Below are 17,567 nucleotides of genomic sequence, written 5' to 3' on the forward strand. Positions count from 1 at the left end.
GATCACAAACTCCTTCCATAGATCTCCTTCGGGACGTAAGCCCGGATATAAATTCCTTCTTCCGTATAGTGTTCTTCCAGAAGCTCTCCATATTTTCTAATCATCTGTACGCGGGAGCTTTCCTGATAAGGATACATTCTTTCTATTAGAATTTTCTGTTCCCGCAGCTGCTGTTCAATCGCACAGAGAAGCTCTGGAATCCCTTCTCCGGTCTTTGCCGAAATCTGCACGGTTCTGTCTGCCTGAAAATCGCGCAGCAATGCGTTCTCCCCACGTCGATCCATCTTATTAAATACTGTAATGACAGGTTTATTCATGACTTCCAACTTACGCAGTGTCTCATATACCACATACATCTGCTCGTCCATCTGCGGGTTGGAGGAATCTACCACATGGAGAATCAGGTCCGCATACTTTGCCTCCTCCAGAGTACTCCGGAACGCTTCAATCAGGTGATGCGGAAGCTTCCTGATAAATCCGACCGTATCCGTCACCAACATCTCCTGGCCGCTCGGCAGCTTCAAATTTCTTGTTGTAGGATCCAGCGTTGCAAAAAGCTGATCCTCTTCCAATACCTTTGCATCCGTCAGCGTATTAAGCAATGTGGATTTTCCCGCATTCGTATATCCTACGATGGCAGCCACCTGCATATGATTTCTGCTGCGCTGTTCTCTGGTAAGATCTCGATGTCTTTTGACATCCTTAAGTTCTCTGTTGAGAAGGGCAATCCGGTTCTTAATCAGCCTTCGATCCATCTCCAATTTCTTTTCTCCCGGTCCTCTTGTGCCAATTCCTCCTCCCAAACGGGACAATGCCTTGCCGGCGCCGGTAAGCTGAGTCTGCCTGTAACGGAGCTGAGCCAGCTCCACCTGGATCTTCCCTTCACTGGTCGATGCTCTCCCGGCAAAGATATCCAGGATGATGAGTGTCCGATCCATTACCTTTGTATCCAAAAGTTCTGTCAGATTCGCTGTCTGTGCAGGGGACAATTCATCATCACAAACAATGCCGTCCGCATCTGTTTCCCACAAAAGTTCTTTGATTTCCTCAATTTTCCCCTTACCAACATAAGTGGCGGGATGAATCATCTCCCGCCTCTGAATGACCCTGCCGACGACCACACCTCCTGCCGTATCGACCAGATCGCAAAGCTCATCCAATGACTGTTCGGTATCATCGTTCGCACTGCTTGCGACTCCCACCAGAATGAGCTTTTCTTTTTCATCTTTTATCTCATAGATTGCCATACATTCTATTCCTCTCTACTTGGGACCTGCGTATTCAAAAACTCTTTTTCTTTCAGCGCACGTTCATCATCCGGATACAGACTGAGATAAACTTCCAGCTTTTCTTTTGCTTTCTGATAATCCCCCACCTGCTCATAAGCCGCAATCAGATTAAATGACATTTCTTTCAAAAGCTCCTGACCCGCATCCGGAAACTCCTGCCCATTTTCAAAATAATAGACTGCCTTTTCCGGTTTATCCGTCATCAATGCACAGATTCCCAACATATTATAAATGGTTGCTGTTTCCTCCGAACCGTTTTGAAGTGCATTTCCAAACGCCTTTTCTGCCTTTTCGTAATCTTCTTCTTCCCAGTAGCAGATTCCCAGCCCCCTCCATGCTTCTCCCAGGTCTTTTCCTTTATCAACTGACTCCTGGAATTTTTCCGCTGCCTCTGTATAATTTCCTTCTTCAAGCAGCTCTGTCCCTTCTTTTACAATGGAAGTACAGCCAGAAGTTGCCAACATCACAGCCAGAAGCAGCATCACCAAACTATATTTGCTTTTGTTCCATTTCTTCATACTGTTTCTCATTCTAATCTACCCTTCTATATTAAGATTATTCCATCGGATATTTTGAAATTAAAAGTGCATTCAAAAGTCCCACAAACATAACTGCCAAATCCACAATCAAAATTGTTCTAAGTGTAGCAAGCTTAAGTCCTGCAAGTATCAGCGCCACAATCTTCACAAACATTGCCAGTCTGATATTCCCCTTTACAACACGGCAGGTTTCTCTTGAAAGGCCGATCACGCCGGCCAGTCTGGAGAGGTCATCCTCAAGAAGTACGATATCCGCAGCCTCAATCGCGGCATCACATCCGAGTGCTCCCATTGCCACACCGACATCTGCTTTTTTCAGCACAATCGCATCGTTCATTCCGTCGCCAACAAAAACCACTTTCTCGTTTTCTTCTTTCAATCCCTGAAAATGCTCCAACTGTTCCAGCTTATCCTTCGGAAGAAGTCCCGCATAGGCATAATCAATATTCAATTTCCGAGCGACATGAAGCGCCGCCGACCGCCGATCACCCGTCAGCATTACAGTCAATGCATGAACCTTCTTCTGAAGCCACTCGATCAGATCATATGCTTCTTCTTTGATTGTATCTTCCGCCACAATATATCCGGCATATCTATCATCCACAACTACATGTAAAACAGTTCCTCCACTTTCTACCTGCTCATATTCAGCACCATGCTTTTTCGCCATCCTACGATTCCCGATATGTACTCTTTTTCCTTCTACGGTTGCACTGACCCCGAGTCCCGCCGTCTCCTTGATCCATTGCACCTGCTTTTTATCAATCGGATGCCCATAGGCTCTTTGGAGGGATTTGGCAATCGGATGATTGGAATAACTTTCCGCATAAGCTGCATATTTCAGAAGCTCGTCTGTTGTGATCTCCGTTGGATGCACTTCCGTCACTTCAAACACGCCTTCAGTAAGCGTACCGGTCTTGTCAAAAATAAACACATCCGCTTCCGTGAGATATTCCAAAAACCTTCCGCCCTTAATGATCACACCGTGCTTCGCCGCCGCCGAAATTCCTCCCAGAAAAGCAATGGGCTCTGAGATCAGAAGGCCGCACGGACATGCGGCAATCAGGAACAAAAAGGCACGGTAGATCCATTCATGCCACTGCCCCCATGAAAACGTAAGGGGAGGAACAACTGCAACCGCAACGGCAAGCATTATAACAGCCGGAATATATTTCCACATAAACCGCCCCGTCATTGTCGTATTTTCTGTATCTTCCCCGCCTGCGTCATCCACCATCTGACGGATCCGTGATAAGGTCGACTCCTGATAAGTCCGGATCACTCTGATTTCGATCACACCGGTAAGATTAATGCTTCCCCCGTATACTCTGTCCCCTTCCCGGGCTGTCTGCGGAATCATCTCCCCCGTCAGCATCCGCGAATCCACCGTCGTTTCTCCGGTTGTCACGACCCCGTCCACAGGGATACGTTCTCCGGGTTTTACCACCACCGTATCTCGAATTTTCAAAAGCTCCGGTGCCACCTTGTATTCTTTTCCACGTACTTTTTTCACCGCCACAGTAGGCTGCATATCCATCAGCTTATTGATTACATTTCTAGAATGCTTCATAAGCATATCTTCCATGATTCCGGCAAATGCAAACAGCATCATGATCAGATTGCCTTCCGTATATCTTCCAATTCCGACTGCTCCCGCAGATGCCATCACGATCAGAATATTCTCATTAAAGTACTGCTTTTTTTCTATGTTTCTTATAACGTGCCGGAACACTGTATATCCCAGCAAAATGTAGGATATAAGAAAGAAGGGGAATACCATATTCCCCACGATCATTTCCTTCTCCCGGAGCACGATATTTCCCCAAAATGCAAGTAGACCCGCTCCAAATACGATCCACTGTCTTTTTATCTCTTTGGTCATAACCCTCAAACCCCTTTATCCATACATCGACAGCATTCTCTATTCCATGATATGTTCCATCCCCTGATTCATAATCGTCTGGATATGCCCATCCGCCAAAGAATAGAACACTGTCTTTCCTTCCCTGCGGTTCTTGACCAGCTTCATCTGCTTCAGGATCCTGAGCTGATGGGAAATAGCCGACTGCGTCATTCCCAACACTTCCGCCAGATCGCATACACACATTTCCGATTGAAACAAAACGCTCAGAATTCTGAGCCGGGTCGTGTCTGCAAATACTTTGAAAAAATCCGCAAGCTCCTTCAGCCTATCCTCATCGAGGATATTTTCCTCGGCCTTCTTCACCAGTTCTTCATGTATCTGAAAAATGTCACAGCATTCCACTTCCGTTTTTTTCATACAATCCCCTTTCCTTCGTACAGACAAAAAATTGCTTTATCTGTTTCTATCCACTACAGTTCATCGATCTGCCAGTCAATCGGCGTAAGGCCGTTTGCTTCCAGAAACTGATTCGTCTGACTGAACGGCTTACTTCCGAAAAATCCCCTGTAGGCAGATAATGGACTTGGATGCGGTGCTTCCAGAATCAAATGCTTTGGATTGTTCAGCATCCTCTTCTTAAGCTGTGCCGGTCTTCCCCATAAAATAAACACAATCGGTCTGTCCTGGGTGTTTAATACCTGAATCGCCGCATCCGTAAATTCTTCCCATCCGATTCCACGGTGAGAGTTCGCCTGATGCGCCCGCACCGTCAGAACTGTGTTCAGAAGCAAAACTCCCTGCTTCGCCCATTTGGTCAGATTCCCGTGGCTGGGGATCCGACATCCCAGATCATCATGCAGTTCCTGATAAATATTCACCAGTGAAGGCGGAATCTCCACATCCGGTTTTACCGAAAAGCAAAGTCCGTGTGCCTGCCCGTCTCCATGATACGGATCCTGTCCCAGTATCACAACCTTCACATCCTTAAGTGGTGTCAGATGAAATGCATTGAAAATATCATCTGCCGGAGGATAGATACGATGAGTCCGGTATTCCTGATTCACCGTTTCAAACAATTTCTTATAATATGGTTTTCTAAACTCCCCTTTCAGAGCATCCAGCCAGTCATTATTCAGCGCAGCCATTTTCTATTATCCCTCTTTTTCTCTATAAGCGTACCGAAATACCTCTCTCTCTCAGGTATTCCTTCACCTCACGGATCTCCAGTTCTTTGTAATGGAAAAGTGATGCTGCCAAAGCTGCATCCGCTTTACCCTTTTCACTTAACGCGTCATAGAAATGTTCCAGTGTCCCTGCTCCTCCCGAAGCAATTACCGGTATGGAGACATTTTCCGCGATTATCCGTGTAAGCTCCAGATCATATCCCGCCTTGGTACCATCGCAGTCCATACTGGTCAGGAGAATCTCTCCTGCTCCCAGTTTTTCCGCTTTCATGGCCCACTCAACCGCATCGATTCCCATATCGATACGTCCGCCGTTTTTGTAAATATTCCATCCGCCATCCTCACGGCGCTTTGCATCAATTGCAACTACCACACACTGGCTTCCGAACTTCTCTGCCGCTTCGCTGATCAGTTCCGGTCTCATGATCGCTGCGGAATTTACAGAGATCTTGTCCGCTCCTTCCCTGAGAAGCGCTCTGAAATCATCCACCGTACGGATTCCGCCGCCTACCGTAAAAGGAATAAACACATTTTCAGCCACTTTACGCACCATATCAACCACGGTGTTTCTGGCATCCGAAGATGCGGTGATATCCAGAAATACCAGTTCGTCTGCTCCGGCTTTATCATAAGCTTTTGCAATCTCTACCGGATCTCCTGCATCTTTTAAATCTACAAAATTAACGCCCTTTACCACCCGACCATTATTTACATCCAGGCATGGAATGATTCTTTTCGTAAACATACTGCTGTCCTCCTATAATGCCACAAAATTTTCCAGAATCCGAAGTCCCGTATCACTGCTTTTTTCCGGGTGGAACTGGCAGGCGAATACATTCCCCTGCTCTACAGATGCATGAATCAGCGTGCTGTATTCTGTTGTCGCTTTTACGATGCTTTCATCCTCTGCTTTCAGATAATAAGAGTGTACAAAATATACATAAGGATCTTCTTCCAGACCTTGAAATAATCGTCCATTATTCTGAAGTTTCAGAGAATTCCATCCCATATGAGGAATCTTCAGTCCTTCCTGTTCCGGAATACGAAGAATCTCTCCCTTCAGCACGCCAAGTCCTTCCACACCGGGCGTTTCATCGCTGCGTTCAAATAAAAGCTGGAGTCCCAGGCAGATTCCAAGCAGTGGTATCTGTCTCTTTACAACTTCATGTATCACCTTGTCCAACCCATATTTTCTAAGATTGTGCATGGCATCACCAAATGCTCCCACTCCCGGAAGAATTACTTTATCCGCCTTCAGAATCGTCTCTCTGTCACGGGTAATCACCGGCTCTTCTCCCAACAAAATCAATGCCTTCTCTACACTCTTGATATTTCCTGCATCATAATCAATAATCGCTATCATTTGTCTGCCCTCGCTGTCTTCATTTGTAACTTGCATCATGTGATTATTATAGACGTTTTTCTCTATAGGGGCAAGAGTTTTCAATTACTTTACATCCAGCTCAAACCAGAATTCCACTCCATTATCATAATTTTTCTCACCATACGCCTGGTGCAGAGATTCCATAATTGCCTTGACGATAGAAAGCCCGATACCATTTCCTCCATATTCTCTTGTTCGCGCCTTATCCACTTTGTAAAACTTCTCCCAGATATGTTCCACGTCTTCTTCCGGAATCGGATTGCCTGTGTTAAACACACTGATATGTGCCTTTTCATTTATTTCTACGATTTTAATCTCGATAACCTTTTCGCCTTCCGCATGATTCAGTGCATTATTCACATAATTTCGCAGCACCTGCTCCACCTTGAATTCATCTGCCCATACATATACCGGATTTTCCTGTCTGAAAATAACGTGTACTTCCTTCTGGGTGATCATAATATCCAGGCTCTGCAGTACCCCACGAATCAGATCCGTAAGATTAAACCGTTCAAACTGCACATCATTATCTCCAAATTCAAGCTGATTCAGTGTCAGAAGGTTCTTCACCATCTGATTCATCTTTCCGGCTTCATCCATAATCACATCACAGTAGAATTCCCTGCTCTCCGAATCATCGCTGACTCCCTCTTTTAAGCCTTCCGCATATCCTTGAATCAGCGCGATCGGCGTCTTCAGTTCATGGGAAACATTCCCAAGGAATTCCGTTCTCATACGTTCGAGCTTCTCTTTCTGCTCAATATCCATCTGCAATTCATTATTCGCCTTCTTCAGATCGGAAATCGTCTGTTCCAGTTTTTCAGACATCTGATTAAAACTCTGACCCAGAATACCGATTTCATTGCTTCCCCCACTTGTATACTTGGCCTCAAAATCCAGATCCGCCATTTTCTGAGAAAGAGCAGCCAGCTCCATCAGAGGTTCTGAAAGTTTTTTCGAAAAATACCATGCAGCAAACAGGCTCAGTAAGATAACAATGCCCCCTACCATTCCGATAAACTGATTAAAGATTCTCACCGCCGACCGAATACTGTCAAGCGGACTTCTCAGCAAGAATACGGAGCCGTTCTCAAACTCTCCCCACATCTCAATGTACTCTGTACTGTTCTGCATATCCATTGATCTGCTGATAACATACTCATCCGTTTTTTTCAGAATCTCCTGATTGTTCTTATTAAACAGATATCCCATAAGCTGGTTCTTCATCACCGTTTCCAGATTCCTGGCATTCGTATAAATATAAGAAGCTTCCGGATCGATCACAACAACAGCAATATTGTTCTTTTCCGTCAATTTACTCAGCTCACTTCCCGGAGTTTCTTCCATCAATGTCCCGCTTATAACACCATTTTTCAAAAGAGAATAGGTTCTGACAAATTCCGACTGCTTCTCAGCAATATAGTATTTTTCCAGGAACCCCCCGTTCACCGCCATAAATACCAGCATCATAACGACAACAATACCGACGAATACCATCATCATCTGCTGCTTAATCGAATGTTTCATTATGCCACCTCAAACTTGTATCCCATACCCCAGATCGTCTTAATGTAATCCCCTTTATCCCCAAGTTTGCTCCTCAGTTTTTTTACATGGGTATCAATTGTACGGGCATCGCCGAAATAATCATAATTCCACACATTATTTAAAATTTTTTCCCTTGAAAGTGCAATTCCCTGGTTCTCCACAAAATACGTGAGTAATTCAAATTCCTTGAAACTTAACTCTACCGGCTTTCCATCGATTTTCACCATATGCGCGGTCTTATCAATCTCAATTCCACCGGCCGAGATCGTCTCTTCCGCCGCAAGCGCATTCGTTCTGCGCAGAATCGCTTCCACTCTGGCAACCAGGATCTTTGGGCTGAAAGGTTTGGATATATATTCATCCACTCCAAGCTCAAATCCCTGAAGCTCATCCCGTTCATCCCCCCGCGCTGTCAGCATGATGATCGGCACCTTCGATTCCTTGCGAATCTCCCTGCATGTCTGCCATCCGTCCATCTTCGGCATCATAACATCCAGAATAATAAGCGCAATATTCTTGTCCTCATAGAACCGGTCCATTGCTTCCAGACCATCGCCTGCCTCGATCACCTCAAATCCTTCCCTTTGCAGGAAATCTTTGACCAGTTTCCGCATCCTGCTCTCGTCGTCCACTACCAGAATTTTTAATTTATCCATAAAAATGCTCCTCTCACTTTGGTATCTTCTTTATTTTCCCATTGTAACACGAAAATGTGTTGCATATGTGAATTAATTTCCGATATCATTCTCATAAAAAGTAAGAAAACCACCAGTCGTTTTTGATACGACTGGTGGTTTTCTATATTATTTCTTTTCTCCGGCAAAGATAAATCCCATAAATCTGATAAATGTATATACTACCAGGACAACGGCGATAATAGTTTCAATCAGCACCAGATACTTGAGTGCCGGTATCGGCTGTCCCATATTAGCCAGACAGGCCATCGTCTGCTTCGTAGCAATCGCACTGATTACGAACGGGAATGTAAATGCAGCATAGCTTGGATAGAATTTTAATTTCAGATATCCGATTGCTTTTACAAGCGCGAAAATATAAATCACTGTCGCTACAACTAACATCGCAAGAAGGAACCCTCTTGACTTAGGTGTCACAGACTGTACATAACCTGCGATGCAGAGGCTTGTAGGCGCTGCGTAAATACAGATCAGCGGCTGTGCCGGTTCCGGTACTTCCGGACACTTCACATAACGGATCGTCACAAGTACCAGCAGAATAATCAGCGTTACGAATCCGAACCAGAACGCTGCCGTTCCGATTCCAAGCTGTTCATATGCCGGTGCCGTAACTGCCGCAACAGCAATTCCCACATATACAATGTAATAACTTGCAAATACCTTTGGAAGCTGAAGTTTTAAAACAAACTTCACTGTAAAATAGACAATCAGCACAATATGTAATGCAATGGCAAAGAACCAGATATACATAGCTGCCGCTCCGATATAAGGTTTCACATAAGTGCTAAGCAGCATAAGCGCCATCGGAAATGTTCCCGCAACACTCGCCATAATCGGATTCTTCATATCCTCTTTGATCATCTGAGGAAACAGAAGCAGTTTTGCAAATATCAGAATCAGCAAAAATGCTGCCACGATACCGCATACAGAACGGATTCCCTCACCATAGCTTTGTAATAAATTTCCCAGTGCCGCAAATCCCAGCATAACCCCACAAAGAGGTACCGGAACTTTTTTAATCATATCTTTCATGTCACTCTCATCCTTTCTGTCAAAAAAAACTGTTTTCAATTTGTGAACTTCCGGGCAGATACACCGCCGGAAGTTCACATATTCTTCTAGATTTCAGCGAGTGTTCTTCTTGGTGCCGGTTCATCAATCTCATCCAGATTCTTGATACCAAGCTCGCGACAGACAATCTGAGCAACTTTCCATGCACACAGTCCTGTGAAGAAAATACACTGTTCTTTGTGTTCGCCTTTCCCTTTGTCAAACTCCTTCGTCAAGACTCTGCAGCATATTGCATTTTTCTGGTTTGCAACCTTGAACCAGTCATGAAGTTCTTTGGTCAGCTCCATACATTTCACGCTCTTTGGATTTGTCGGGCCATCCTGCTCTGTACGTCCGAAGAACATTCCAAGTGCCATGATACCTCCGTTAAATGCTCCGCATACACATCCTGATTTTCCGGCTCCAACTGCCATACCGGAAGCCATTGCGATAACCTCTTCCGGAACATCCAGCTTGAATTCGTCACGAATCGCACTGATCAGTGCTTCACAGCAATAGTATCCACCTTTGAATTTTTTCTCCGCTACCTGCTGCACCGCTCTCGGGCTGATTTCTGTTACACCAATTTTCATTTTTGTTTCCTCCTTCGTGTATCAATTACCTGAAGGATATTTTATCATATTACATTTTTATACACTAATTTATAATTTTGATAAATATATTTGCGTTTTCTATAAGTTAAAATTTTCAAGAGAAAACCATCTGAAATCCTGTCAATTTTTGTGAATTATGTAGGATTTTCTAATTCAAGTCAACGTTTCGTTCCGCCCTTTCAACTATCTATTGATATCCCCTTCCCGGATTCTGTCCATCCATTCCTTCACATGTTTCTGGAAAATGTCAACACCGTTTCCAACCGTTTCATTCTTCCGCGTCAGCATACAGATCTTCCATTCATAGTCTCCGTCCGCAAACGGAATCAGTACCATGTTATCGTGCCCCATATCATCGGAAACAAAATCAACCGTAACAGAAATGCCCTTGTTTTCTCTGACCATTTTGTGGCATAAACTGAATCCGCTTGTTTCAAACATGATGTTCGGCTCAAATCCGGCTTCACGGCACTTATTCACGATCAGATCGTGAATCTTAAACTCTCTGCTTTCTATATAAAGAGGCTCTCCTCTTAAATCCTGTATCGTAACCGTTTCTTTTCTGCTGAGCGGATGGTTTTCATTCACCAAAAGTTTTACCGGAAAAGCGGAAAGCTCTGATACATCATATTTTTCTTCATCACAGGGTGCCAGCGAAAAGGCAACATTCCCTTCCCCGGCAAGAAACCATCGTTCCACCTGCTTATCAGGGCATTCTCTGCTGTGGAACTCAATCTCAGGATACTTCTTCTTGAAATCCAAAATGCACTCCGGAGTAACCAGACGCACGATACCAAATGCGGAAAGCAGATCCACCACCCCATGTTCTTTTTGTTTGATCCGAAGGAGTTCATTTCTCATATCAAAGTACTCTTTCATTGCCTTTTTTGCATACTCAAGGAAATGTCTGCCTGCTTCCGACAATTCCATCCCGTTTCCCGTACGCAGAAACAACTCACAGTCACATTCATTTTCCAGATTTTTGATGACTTTGCTTATTCCCTGCGGGGTCATATACAATAATTTGGACGCCTTCGTGAGGTGTTTCGTCTCAGCCACCGTAATAAACACATTGAAATCTTTGACATTCATCGATTATCATCTCCTGAAAATTTTATAAAATTATTATAATCCAACAATTGATTTATTTTCGTCCGGTGCTATAATATGATGTAACGAAATTTACATCACATGGAAGCATAGCTCAGCCGGGATGAGCGTTCGCCTCACACGCGAGAGGTCACGGGTTCGAGCCCCGTTGCTTCCACTTTGGGGTATTAGCGCAGTTGGGAGCGCGTTACATTCGCATTGTAAAGGCCACGGGTTCGAATCCCGTATACTCCATTTCATAAAGGAGTACCGCAAAGTCATTGTTTTTTTGCGATACTCCTTTTGTTTCTATAGATATTATACTGGGATACTCTTTTCTTGTAAAGAATCTGCAAATATATCCCAAGTAAAGTTTTCATCCCCCCTTGACATCACCCCGGCATCCCATTTATAATAACATATGCGTTGGAGCTTTCCGACCTCTGCATATTCATTTATAGTTAGAACATGCAGACAGATAAACCAGGGCTTGTACTGGTTTCGACGGGGGTTTGGAAGTTGGAGAAGCCATCCGCGGGACGGGACCGCGCAGTAAACCGTATTTAAAATTAAACGCAGACGATAATTACGCGTTAGCTGCCTAGTTTGCAGCAGTCGGCCTTAGGTCGCTCATCGCTTAAGTAACCGGCTTCGACCAGATGAGGCACTTCGTTCTCAAAGCTTTGAGGGAATGGAAGATTTTATGAAGCTACTGAATTCGGCAGCCTGTCATTAGGCGTCTGAAGGAGGGAATGTCAAAGTAATGACTGTGATGGGAGATGCTCTGATGGATGAGCTTTCGGACAGGGGTTCGATTCCCCTCAGGTCCATATGAGAAGAGCCTTGAAAATGCTGGATTTTCAAGGCTTTTCCTTTTGTATGTTAAAAACGATCCTTTTATATCATTGTGGAGTAGCACTTCTTTCCACGCATTCCTATAATTCATGATAATACGGACAAATATCTTCATATCTTCCGTCTTTCATGCGGAATCCCTTCGGGATCGTCCCGAGCTGAACGAATCCCAGCCGTTCGTAAAGATGCCTTGCATGCACATTCGTCGCTACAACCGCATTAAACTGCAGGACACCGAATCCATGCTTCTTCCCCTGTTCCAGACAATCAAGAACCAGTTTTTCTCCGATGTGAAGTCCTCTTTTCTCGGAACGAACCGCATAACTCGCATTACAGATATGCCCGCATCTTCCCACATTATTCGGGTGGAGAATATACAGACCCATAATTCGTTCCGTTTCTGTATCGACCGCTACACCGCAGTAACTCTGGCTGTCAAAAAACACTTTTCCCGACGCCTCATCCAGACATTCCTCCTGCGGAAATGCAATTCCTTCTTCTACAACTTCATTCCAGATCTCGACCATCTGATCCAGGTCTTCCGGTGCATATTCTCTTATTTCAATATCACGGCTCATCTGTCTGTTCCTCCTTCCCATCCCTTGCATACATCAATCCATTCTGTATAGGAAGAGTATTTTTCCAATTCTTCAATCGCAAGTTCAATCGCGCTGTTGCTGCTTCCGCACGCCGGAAATACTGTCTCAAACCGTTTCAGAGATTCGTCCAGATAGACAGTAACCCCTTCATTTACCGCAAATGGACATACGCCTCCGACAGCATGTCCCACCAGTTGTTCCGCCTCTTCTGGCGTAAGCATTTTTGCTTTCTTCGCAAACTTTTCTTTGTATTTATGATTATCAATCTTCGCATCCCCGGCTGCTACGATCAGAATCGGAAAATCATTTGCCATAAAAGACAGTGTTTTTGCAATTCTGCACGGCTCGCATCCCACCGCTTCTGCCGCAAGCTCCACCGTTGCACTCGATACCGGAAATTCCAGTATCCTGTCCTCCATACCATATGCTTTGAAATACTCTTTTACTTTGTCGATTGCCATATTCCTATGCCTCCTGTTGATGTAAAAAACCGTTATACCGGGTCTTCCCCTTAGTATAACGGTTTTCATATCGAATTACAATATCGAACCTTATGCTTCTTTTGTGATCAGAAGTCCACTTTTGAGCAGTACAGGACGAAGTGCATTGTAGATGATCGCTACCAGAATCGTAGAGACAATTGCATTGACAAATGTTGTCATGGTACTCCATTTTGCAAGTACAGATGCCATCTCCTGCGGCTGTCCAAGAATATACTGTTTATAGAAATATCCTACCAGAGGATCTGCGATCACATTAAATCCAAGTCCGAAGGCGGATGCGATCACGCTCCATTTGAAAATGTATTTCTTATCTGTGCTTTCGTTGATCTTTGCCACTTTGTGTGCCACCAGTCCTACGATCAGACCGATGCAGAATTTGAGGACAAATGTCTTCGGTGCTACGGTAATGTATACCGGATCCATGATGTCTGCAATTGACATACCGATTGCTCCTGCCAGTCCTCCGTACACTCCGCCGACAAGCAGCGCGCCAAGAACACAGAATGCATTTCCGATATGAAGGGATGTTGCATCTCCTCCCGGCATCGGAATCTTAATCTGTAAAAATGTAAAAGATACATAGCAAAGTGCTGCCAAAAGAGCAGTCTGTGCGATTTTTAATACGGTTGTATTTTTCTGTCTCATGTTACGTCTCATCCTTTCTTCTTGTTCCCTATTTTTATTTCTCAAGGATAGACCTATATTACCGCTTGACTGTCTTTTTAGAAATACACAATTTTCATTATTTTTTATATGTACAGTTTAATCCAGGCCCAGTATTTCCGCCAGCACTTCCACCATAATTTCGTTGGTGCAGGATTTGACATACCCCATCATATGCAGCGCAATCTCATCCCATTTCTCGGCGTCTGTCAGATCACCTCTGTTTTTCGTCATGTCGATCAGCTGTACAAGCTGTGGTGCCAGTTCTTCATATGTTTCCAATGTCTGCTGAGTTACCATTTTATTCAAATCTTCTTTTGTCCGTGGTACCAATTTTTCTTCCTCCTAATCATCAGATCTGCTCATCTTTGCTTTTACCGATATGAATCGCTTATCCGAAATTTCGTACTTTGAAGTCTCGCTCAGCTTCCCTCTTCTGGTCTTTTTTCGCGATGTCATCGCGCTTATCATATAGTTTTTTACCTTTTGCCAGCCCGATCTCCACCTTGACAAGGCTGCCACTGAAGTACACTCTTAATGGCACGATCGCCATTCCTTTTTCCTTGATCTTGCCAAGCAGTTTGTTGATCTCGCTTTTATGAAGCAGCAATTTTCTCACTCTGAGCGGATCTTTATTGAATATATTTCCTTTCTCGTATGGACTGATGTGCATTCCGTAAATGAATATTTCTCCGTTTTCGATCCGGATAAATGATTCCTTGATACTGCATTTTCCCATACGGAGAGATTTTACCTCTGTCCCTGCAAGGGCGATCCCTGCCTCGTAAGTATCGAGTATAAAATAGTCATGATATGCTTTCTTGTTATTCGCGATCAGTTTTCCCTGCGTTTTTGCCATCTTGCCTCTCCTTATACCAATTCAAAATCAATCGTTCTTGCTATCGTATCACAGCCCGTCACACGGACTTTCACTTTCTGACCCAATTCATATCTCTTACCTGTGTGAGTACCGACCATCTGAAAATGAGTCTCATCATAATCATAATGATCATCCATCATATTTGCAACATGAACCAGCCCTTCCACCGTATTCGGAAGCTCCACATAAAGTCCCCATTTCGTGATACCGGAAATAACTCCCTCGAATTCTTCTCCGTAGAATTTCTTCATATATTGAACTTTTTTCAGCTTCACCGTCTCACGTTCTGCTTCATCCGCACGGCGTTCCAGGCTGCTCGCCTGCATCGTAACCTCTGTCAGGATCTTCGCGTAATGATCTCTTCGGCTTTCTGTCATTCTTCCGCGCAGATTATCCTTGATAATCCGATGAATCTGCAGATCGGGATAGCGCCTGATCGGTGATGTGAAATGTGTATAGTACTGTGTTGCAAGTCCAAAATGGCCGTCATTATCCGGTGAATACTTCGCCTGTTTCATGGAACGAAGGGTCAGCCGGGAAATCATTGCTTCTTCCTGGCTTCCTTCTATCTTATCCAGCAGTTTCTGCACCTCTTTCGGACGAATCTCCCGTCCTTTCGGAACGTGCATCGTATAGCCGAAATTCTGGATAAATGTGATCAGTTTCTTCATTTTTTCTTCATCCGGCGCTTCATGGACTCTGTATACAAACGGGATTTCCTGCCAGAAATATTCTTCTGCCACCGTCTCATTGGCAAGAAGCATGAAATCTTCAATGATCTTTGTGGCTACATTTCTGTCATACGCCTTGATTTCCAGAGGTGTACCGTCTTCATCCAGCACCATCTTGGATTCCGGGAAGTCGAAATCAATTGCCCCTCGTTTGTGCCTTCTGTTCCTGAGGATCTCAGAGAGTTCTTTCATCATCTCAAACATCGGAAGCAGGGTCTGGTAGCGCCGGCATTCTTCCTCGTCATGTTCCTCCAGGATCTTCTTCACACTGGTATAACTCATCCGCTCATCCACATTGACCACCGTCTCTGCAATCTGATGGTCGACTACGTTTCCTTTTGCGTCCACCGTCATGATACAGCTGAGTGCCAGCCTGTCTTCGCCGGCATTTAAAGAACACATGCCATTTGATAGTACATGCGGCAGCATAGGGATCACACGGTCTGCCAGATACACACTGGTCCCTCTTTTTAAAGCCTCTCTGTCCAATGCACTGTTCTCCTGCACATAATTCGTCACATCTGCAATGTGCACGCCGAGGATATAGTTGTCCCCTTCCTTTGTCAGCGTGATCGCGTCATCCAGATCCTTGGCATCCTCACCGTCGATCGTGACCGTCTGCCAGTCCCGGACATCCTTCCTTCCTGCCATATCAGCTCCAGTCACCGGCTTTGCCACACGTTCTGCCTGATTCAGCACTTTTTCCGGGAATTCGATCGGAAGATCATATGCCTTCACGATAGAAAGGATGTCCACCCCCGGATCATTTGCATGACCAAGAATCTCTACGATCCTGCCTTCCGGTTTCTTTCTCTCTCCTCCATAAGATGTCAGTTCCACGACAACCTTATGTCCGGTCACAGCTCCTTTTGACTGCTCTGCCGGGACAAAAATATCCTGTAAGATCCGTTCATTATCCGGCACTACAAAACCGAAATTCTTTCTGCTCTGATAATAACCGACCAGTCTTTGCGTTCCCCGATTCACAATCTTCAGGATCTTTCCTTCTCTTCGTCTTCCTTCCGGTGCCTTCGTAATGGCGACTTCCACTTCATCCCCCTGCATGGCACCGCCCATATCCTCTTCACCGATAAAAATATCCTCCGGCTCTCCTTCCACCGTCACAAATCCGAATCCTCTTGCGTTCGCCTGAAAGATTCCGCGCAGATGCTTCGCTTCCCCTTTGATATATTTCCCTTTCTGAGTGACATGAACCTTGCCTTCTGCCTCCAGCGAATCCATTACTGCCTTCAGTTCATCTCTCTGATCTTTTGGCACCTGCAGCAGCATCGCAAGTTCTTTCAGCTTCATCGGCACATAGAACTCGTCACAGATAAATTCATATATAATTTTCTTCCGCTTTTCAAATATCTCGTCCATTTTTTCCGTCTCCTTATCTTACTCCCACGGCTTCTATATCGAAAAAAGAACACCCTATAATTACTATAGAGTGTTCCTCATTTTCAACCATTCATTCGTTAAGCAAATACTTTCAGATTCAGCACTGCAGCAAGTACGATAAAGAGAATTGCAAGAAACTTGGTAGACTTCACAAGTGCGCCTTCCATAGAACGCCCCTTATGCTGTCCCCAGTACGTATCGGCTGCTCCCGCGATCGTTCCAAGACCTGCTGACTTGCCTTCCTGAAGTAATACGATTGTTGTCAATGCGACACAGTCTATTGCAAAAAGTATTAAAAGAACCGTTTTCAAAATCTCCATTATTCACACCTCCTGATGGATAAACCATGATTATTCTACCATACTATGATGTGTTATTCAAGAAAATTTTTCCTCTTTTTAAATTAATATGTAACTGTTCAGAGCCAAGCAGATTTGATAAAAAAGGCCGATGAATGCTTGCATTCGTGAGAGCCTTTTTTGACAAATCTATTTGGCGGATACGCCACACTGAGAAAACACGAAGTGTTTTCGAGGTTGGCTCTGAACAGTTACATTAATATAAAAAGCTCTTTCTCATTTTCTATTGAATCCGAAAATGCCAGATTATATAATGATGTTATATGCTTTTTATTTTATATAGGCTCCTTCATAGAGCCGTCAGAATGTAAGTCACCCAA

General features: G+C 44.4%; 19 protein-coding genes, 2 tRNA genes and 1 other RNA gene. 3 read left to right on the forward strand and 19 right to left on the reverse strand.

From position 1 onward, the window contains the following. Positions 1–2 precede the first annotated feature (2 nt). The 12 genes from hflX to ACTNB3_RS01375 form a co-directional block, all read right to left on the reverse strand. Positions 3–1,247 (reverse strand): GTPase HflX, encoded by a 1,245-nt coding sequence (gene hflX, locus ACTNB3_RS01320; RefSeq protein ID WP_427818852.1) that lies wholly within the window; start codon positions 1,245–1,247, stop codon positions 3–5. Between the two features lie 5 nt (positions 1,248–1,252). Beyond that, the gene (locus ACTNB3_RS01325) at positions 1,253–1,819 is read right to left on the reverse strand and encodes a tetratricopeptide repeat protein (RefSeq protein WP_441024219.1); all 567 of its coding nucleotides are present in this window, start codon (positions 1,817–1,819) and stop codon (positions 1,253–1,255) included. Positions 1,820–1,844: 25 nt separating this feature from the next. Next, positions 1,845–3,710: a heavy metal translocating P-type ATPase gene (locus ACTNB3_RS01330; protein ID WP_441024221.1), complete on the reverse strand. Its 1,866-nt coding sequence runs from the start codon at positions 3,708–3,710 to the stop codon at positions 1,845–1,847. Between the two features lie 39 nt (positions 3,711–3,749). After that, positions 3,750–4,109, reverse strand: coding sequence for an ArsR/SmtB family transcription factor (locus ACTNB3_RS01335; protein WP_427806228.1), 360 nt, complete (start codon positions 4,107–4,109; stop codon positions 3,750–3,752). Between the two features lie 53 nt (positions 4,110–4,162). Then, positions 4,163–4,837 carry a uracil-DNA glycosylase gene (locus ACTNB3_RS01340; protein ID WP_427806227.1) on the reverse strand — a complete coding sequence of 225 codons (675 nt, stop codon included), beginning with the start codon at positions 4,835–4,837 and terminating at the stop codon, positions 4,163–4,165. A gap of 22 nt (positions 4,838–4,859) precedes the next feature. Then, positions 4,860–5,621 (reverse strand): imidazole glycerol phosphate synthase subunit HisF, encoded by a 762-nt coding sequence (hisF, locus tag ACTNB3_RS01345; protein WP_441024224.1) that lies wholly within the window; start codon positions 5,619–5,621, stop codon positions 4,860–4,862. Positions 5,622–5,633: 12 nt separating this feature from the next. After that, a complete protein-coding gene (hisH, locus tag ACTNB3_RS01350; RefSeq protein ID WP_427818849.1) occupies positions 5,634–6,239 on the reverse strand; it encodes an imidazole glycerol phosphate synthase subunit HisH in 606 nt (201 codons plus the stop codon). A gap of 84 nt (positions 6,240–6,323) precedes the next feature. Continuing rightward, positions 6,324–7,787, reverse strand: coding sequence for an ATP-binding protein (locus tag ACTNB3_RS01355; protein WP_441024227.1), 1,464 nt, complete (start codon positions 7,785–7,787; stop codon positions 6,324–6,326). After that, on the reverse strand, positions 7,787–8,464 hold the full coding sequence (locus ACTNB3_RS01360) for a response regulator transcription factor (RefSeq protein WP_427806224.1): 678 nt from the start codon (positions 8,462–8,464) through the stop codon (positions 7,787–7,789). Before ACTNB3_RS01360 ends, ACTNB3_RS01355 begins: the two co-directional genes overlap by 1 nt. Positions 8,465–8,611: 147 nt before the next feature. Further along, complete coding sequence (locus ACTNB3_RS01365) at positions 8,612–9,535, reverse strand: TDT family transporter (RefSeq protein WP_427818847.1); 924 nt, start codon at positions 9,533–9,535, stop codon at positions 8,612–8,614. An 86-nt stretch (positions 9,536–9,621) separates the two neighbouring features. Continuing rightward, positions 9,622–10,146, reverse strand: a complete 525-nt coding sequence (locus ACTNB3_RS01370; protein WP_427806222.1) for a C-GCAxxG-C-C family protein — start codon at positions 10,144–10,146, stop codon at positions 9,622–9,624. A 204-nt stretch (positions 10,147–10,350) separates the two neighbouring features. Next, positions 10,351–11,259 (reverse strand): LysR family transcriptional regulator, encoded by a 909-nt coding sequence (locus ACTNB3_RS01375; protein ID WP_427806221.1) that lies wholly within the window; start codon positions 11,257–11,259, stop codon positions 10,351–10,353. A gap of 101 nt (positions 11,260–11,360) precedes the next feature. On the opposite strand from ACTNB3_RS01375, the gene ACTNB3_RS01380 reads away from it, so the two are divergent. The 3 genes from ACTNB3_RS01380 (at position 11,361) to ssrA (ending at position 12,089) form a co-directional block, all read left to right on the forward strand. Then, a tRNA-Val gene (locus tag ACTNB3_RS01380) sits at positions 11,361–11,434 on the forward strand. A gap of 4 nt (positions 11,435–11,438) precedes the next feature. Then, positions 11,439–11,511, forward strand: a tRNA-Ala gene (locus tag ACTNB3_RS01385). A gap of 231 nt (positions 11,512–11,742) precedes the next feature. Then, positions 11,743–12,089, forward strand: a transfer-messenger RNA (tmRNA) gene (ssrA, locus tag ACTNB3_RS01390). Positions 12,090–12,191: 102 nt separating this feature from the next. Here ssrA and ACTNB3_RS01395 read toward each other — a convergent pair. The 7 genes from ACTNB3_RS01395 to secG all read right to left on the reverse strand — a co-directional run bounded on the left by ACTNB3_RS01395 (position 12,192) and on the right by secG (position 17,208). Further along, on the reverse strand, positions 12,192–12,689 hold the full coding sequence (locus tag ACTNB3_RS01395; RefSeq protein WP_441024230.1) for an N-acetyltransferase family protein: 498 nt from the start codon (positions 12,687–12,689) through the stop codon (positions 12,192–12,194). Further along, a complete protein-coding gene (locus ACTNB3_RS01400; RefSeq protein WP_441024232.1) occupies positions 12,686–13,171 on the reverse strand; it encodes a YbaK/EbsC family protein in 486 nt (161 codons plus the stop codon). The genes ACTNB3_RS01395 and ACTNB3_RS01400 overlap by 4 nt, the downstream gene beginning before the upstream one ends. 90 nt (positions 13,172–13,261) lie before the next feature. Further along, positions 13,262–13,858 carry an ECF transporter S component gene (locus tag ACTNB3_RS01405; RefSeq protein ID WP_427806218.1) on the reverse strand — a complete coding sequence of 199 codons (597 nt, stop codon included), beginning with the start codon at positions 13,856–13,858 and terminating at the stop codon, positions 13,262–13,264. A 117-nt stretch (positions 13,859–13,975) separates the two neighbouring features. Then, positions 13,976–14,209 carry a hypothetical protein gene (locus tag ACTNB3_RS01410; protein WP_427806217.1) on the reverse strand — a complete coding sequence of 78 codons (234 nt, stop codon included), beginning with the start codon at positions 14,207–14,209 and terminating at the stop codon, positions 13,976–13,978. Between the two features lie 58 nt (positions 14,210–14,267). Continuing rightward, the gene (gene smpB, locus ACTNB3_RS01415) at positions 14,268–14,735 is read right to left on the reverse strand and encodes an SsrA-binding protein SmpB (RefSeq protein ID WP_427818844.1); all 468 of its coding nucleotides are present in this window, start codon (positions 14,733–14,735) and stop codon (positions 14,268–14,270) included. Positions 14,736–14,746: 11 nt separating this feature from the next. Further along, the gene (gene rnr, locus ACTNB3_RS01420; RefSeq protein WP_441024235.1) at positions 14,747–16,867 is read right to left on the reverse strand and encodes a ribonuclease R; all 2,121 of its coding nucleotides are present in this window, start codon (positions 16,865–16,867) and stop codon (positions 14,747–14,749) included. A 98-nt stretch (positions 16,868–16,965) separates the two neighbouring features. Then, on the reverse strand, positions 16,966–17,208 hold the full coding sequence (gene secG, locus ACTNB3_RS01425) for a preprotein translocase subunit SecG (RefSeq protein ID WP_441024238.1): 243 nt from the start codon (positions 17,206–17,208) through the stop codon (positions 16,966–16,968). Positions 17,209–17,567 lie beyond the last annotated feature (359 nt).

This window comes from Bariatricus sp. HCP28S3_D3 (genome assembly GCF_052065755.1).
In the GTDB taxonomy this organism is placed as follows: Bacteria; Bacillota; Clostridia; order Lachnospirales; family Lachnospiraceae; genus Allocoprococcus.

Excerpts from the sequence above, each read along its gene's own strand:
- hisF (WP_441024224.1), bottom strand. The coding sequence starts at position 5,621 with ATGTTTACGAAAAGAATCATTCCATGCCTGGATGTAAATAATGGTCGG.
- secG (WP_441024238.1), bottom strand. The coding sequence starts at position 17,208 with ATGGAGATTTTGAAAACGGTTCTTTTAATACTTTTTGCAATAGACTGT.
- ACTNB3_RS01400 (WP_441024232.1), bottom strand. The coding sequence starts at position 13,171 with ATGGCAATCGACAAAGTAAAAGAGTATTTCAAAGCATATGGTATGGAG.
- ACTNB3_RS01360 (WP_427806224.1), bottom strand. The coding sequence starts at position 8,464 with ATGGATAAATTAAAAATTCTGGTAGTGGACGACGAGAGCAGGATGCGG.
- smpB (WP_427818844.1), bottom strand. The coding sequence starts at position 14,735 with ATGGCAAAAACGCAGGGAAAACTGATCGCGAATAACAAGAAAGCATAT.
- ACTNB3_RS01325 (WP_441024219.1), bottom strand. The coding sequence starts at position 1,819 with ATGAGAAACAGTATGAAGAAATGGAACAAAAGCAAATATAGTTTGGTG.
- ACTNB3_RS01340 (WP_427806227.1), bottom strand. The coding sequence starts at position 4,837 with ATGGCTGCGCTGAATAATGACTGGCTGGATGCTCTGAAAGGGGAGTTT.
- ACTNB3_RS01365 (WP_427818847.1), bottom strand. The coding sequence starts at position 9,535 with ATGAAAGATATGATTAAAAAAGTTCCGGTACCTCTTTGTGGGGTTATG.
- ACTNB3_RS01370 (WP_427806222.1), bottom strand. The coding sequence starts at position 10,146 with ATGAAAATTGGTGTAACAGAAATCAGCCCGAGAGCGGTGCAGCAGGTA.
- ACTNB3_RS01355 (WP_441024227.1), bottom strand. The coding sequence starts at position 7,787 with ATGAAACATTCGATTAAGCAGCAGATGATGATGGTATTCGTCGGTATT.
- hisH (WP_427818849.1), bottom strand. The coding sequence starts at position 6,239 with ATGATAGCGATTATTGATTATGATGCAGGAAATATCAAGAGTGTAGAG.
- ACTNB3_RS01375 (WP_427806221.1), bottom strand. The coding sequence starts at position 11,259 with ATGAATGTCAAAGATTTCAATGTGTTTATTACGGTGGCTGAGACGAAA.
- hflX (WP_427818852.1), bottom strand. The coding sequence starts at position 1,247 with ATGGCAATCTATGAGATAAAAGATGAAAAAGAAAAGCTCATTCTGGTG.
- ACTNB3_RS01335 (WP_427806228.1), bottom strand. The coding sequence starts at position 4,109 with ATGAAAAAAACGGAAGTGGAATGCTGTGACATTTTTCAGATACATGAA.
- ACTNB3_RS01395 (WP_441024230.1), bottom strand. The coding sequence starts at position 12,689 with ATGAGCCGTGATATTGAAATAAGAGAATATGCACCGGAAGACCTGGAT.
- ACTNB3_RS01330 (WP_441024221.1), bottom strand. The coding sequence starts at position 3,710 with ATGACCAAAGAGATAAAAAGACAGTGGATCGTATTTGGAGCGGGTCTA.
- ACTNB3_RS01405 (WP_427806218.1), bottom strand. The coding sequence starts at position 13,858 with ATGAGACAGAAAAATACAACCGTATTAAAAATCGCACAGACTGCTCTT.
- rnr (WP_441024235.1), bottom strand. The coding sequence starts at position 16,867 with ATGGACGAGATATTTGAAAAGCGGAAGAAAATTATATATGAATTTATC.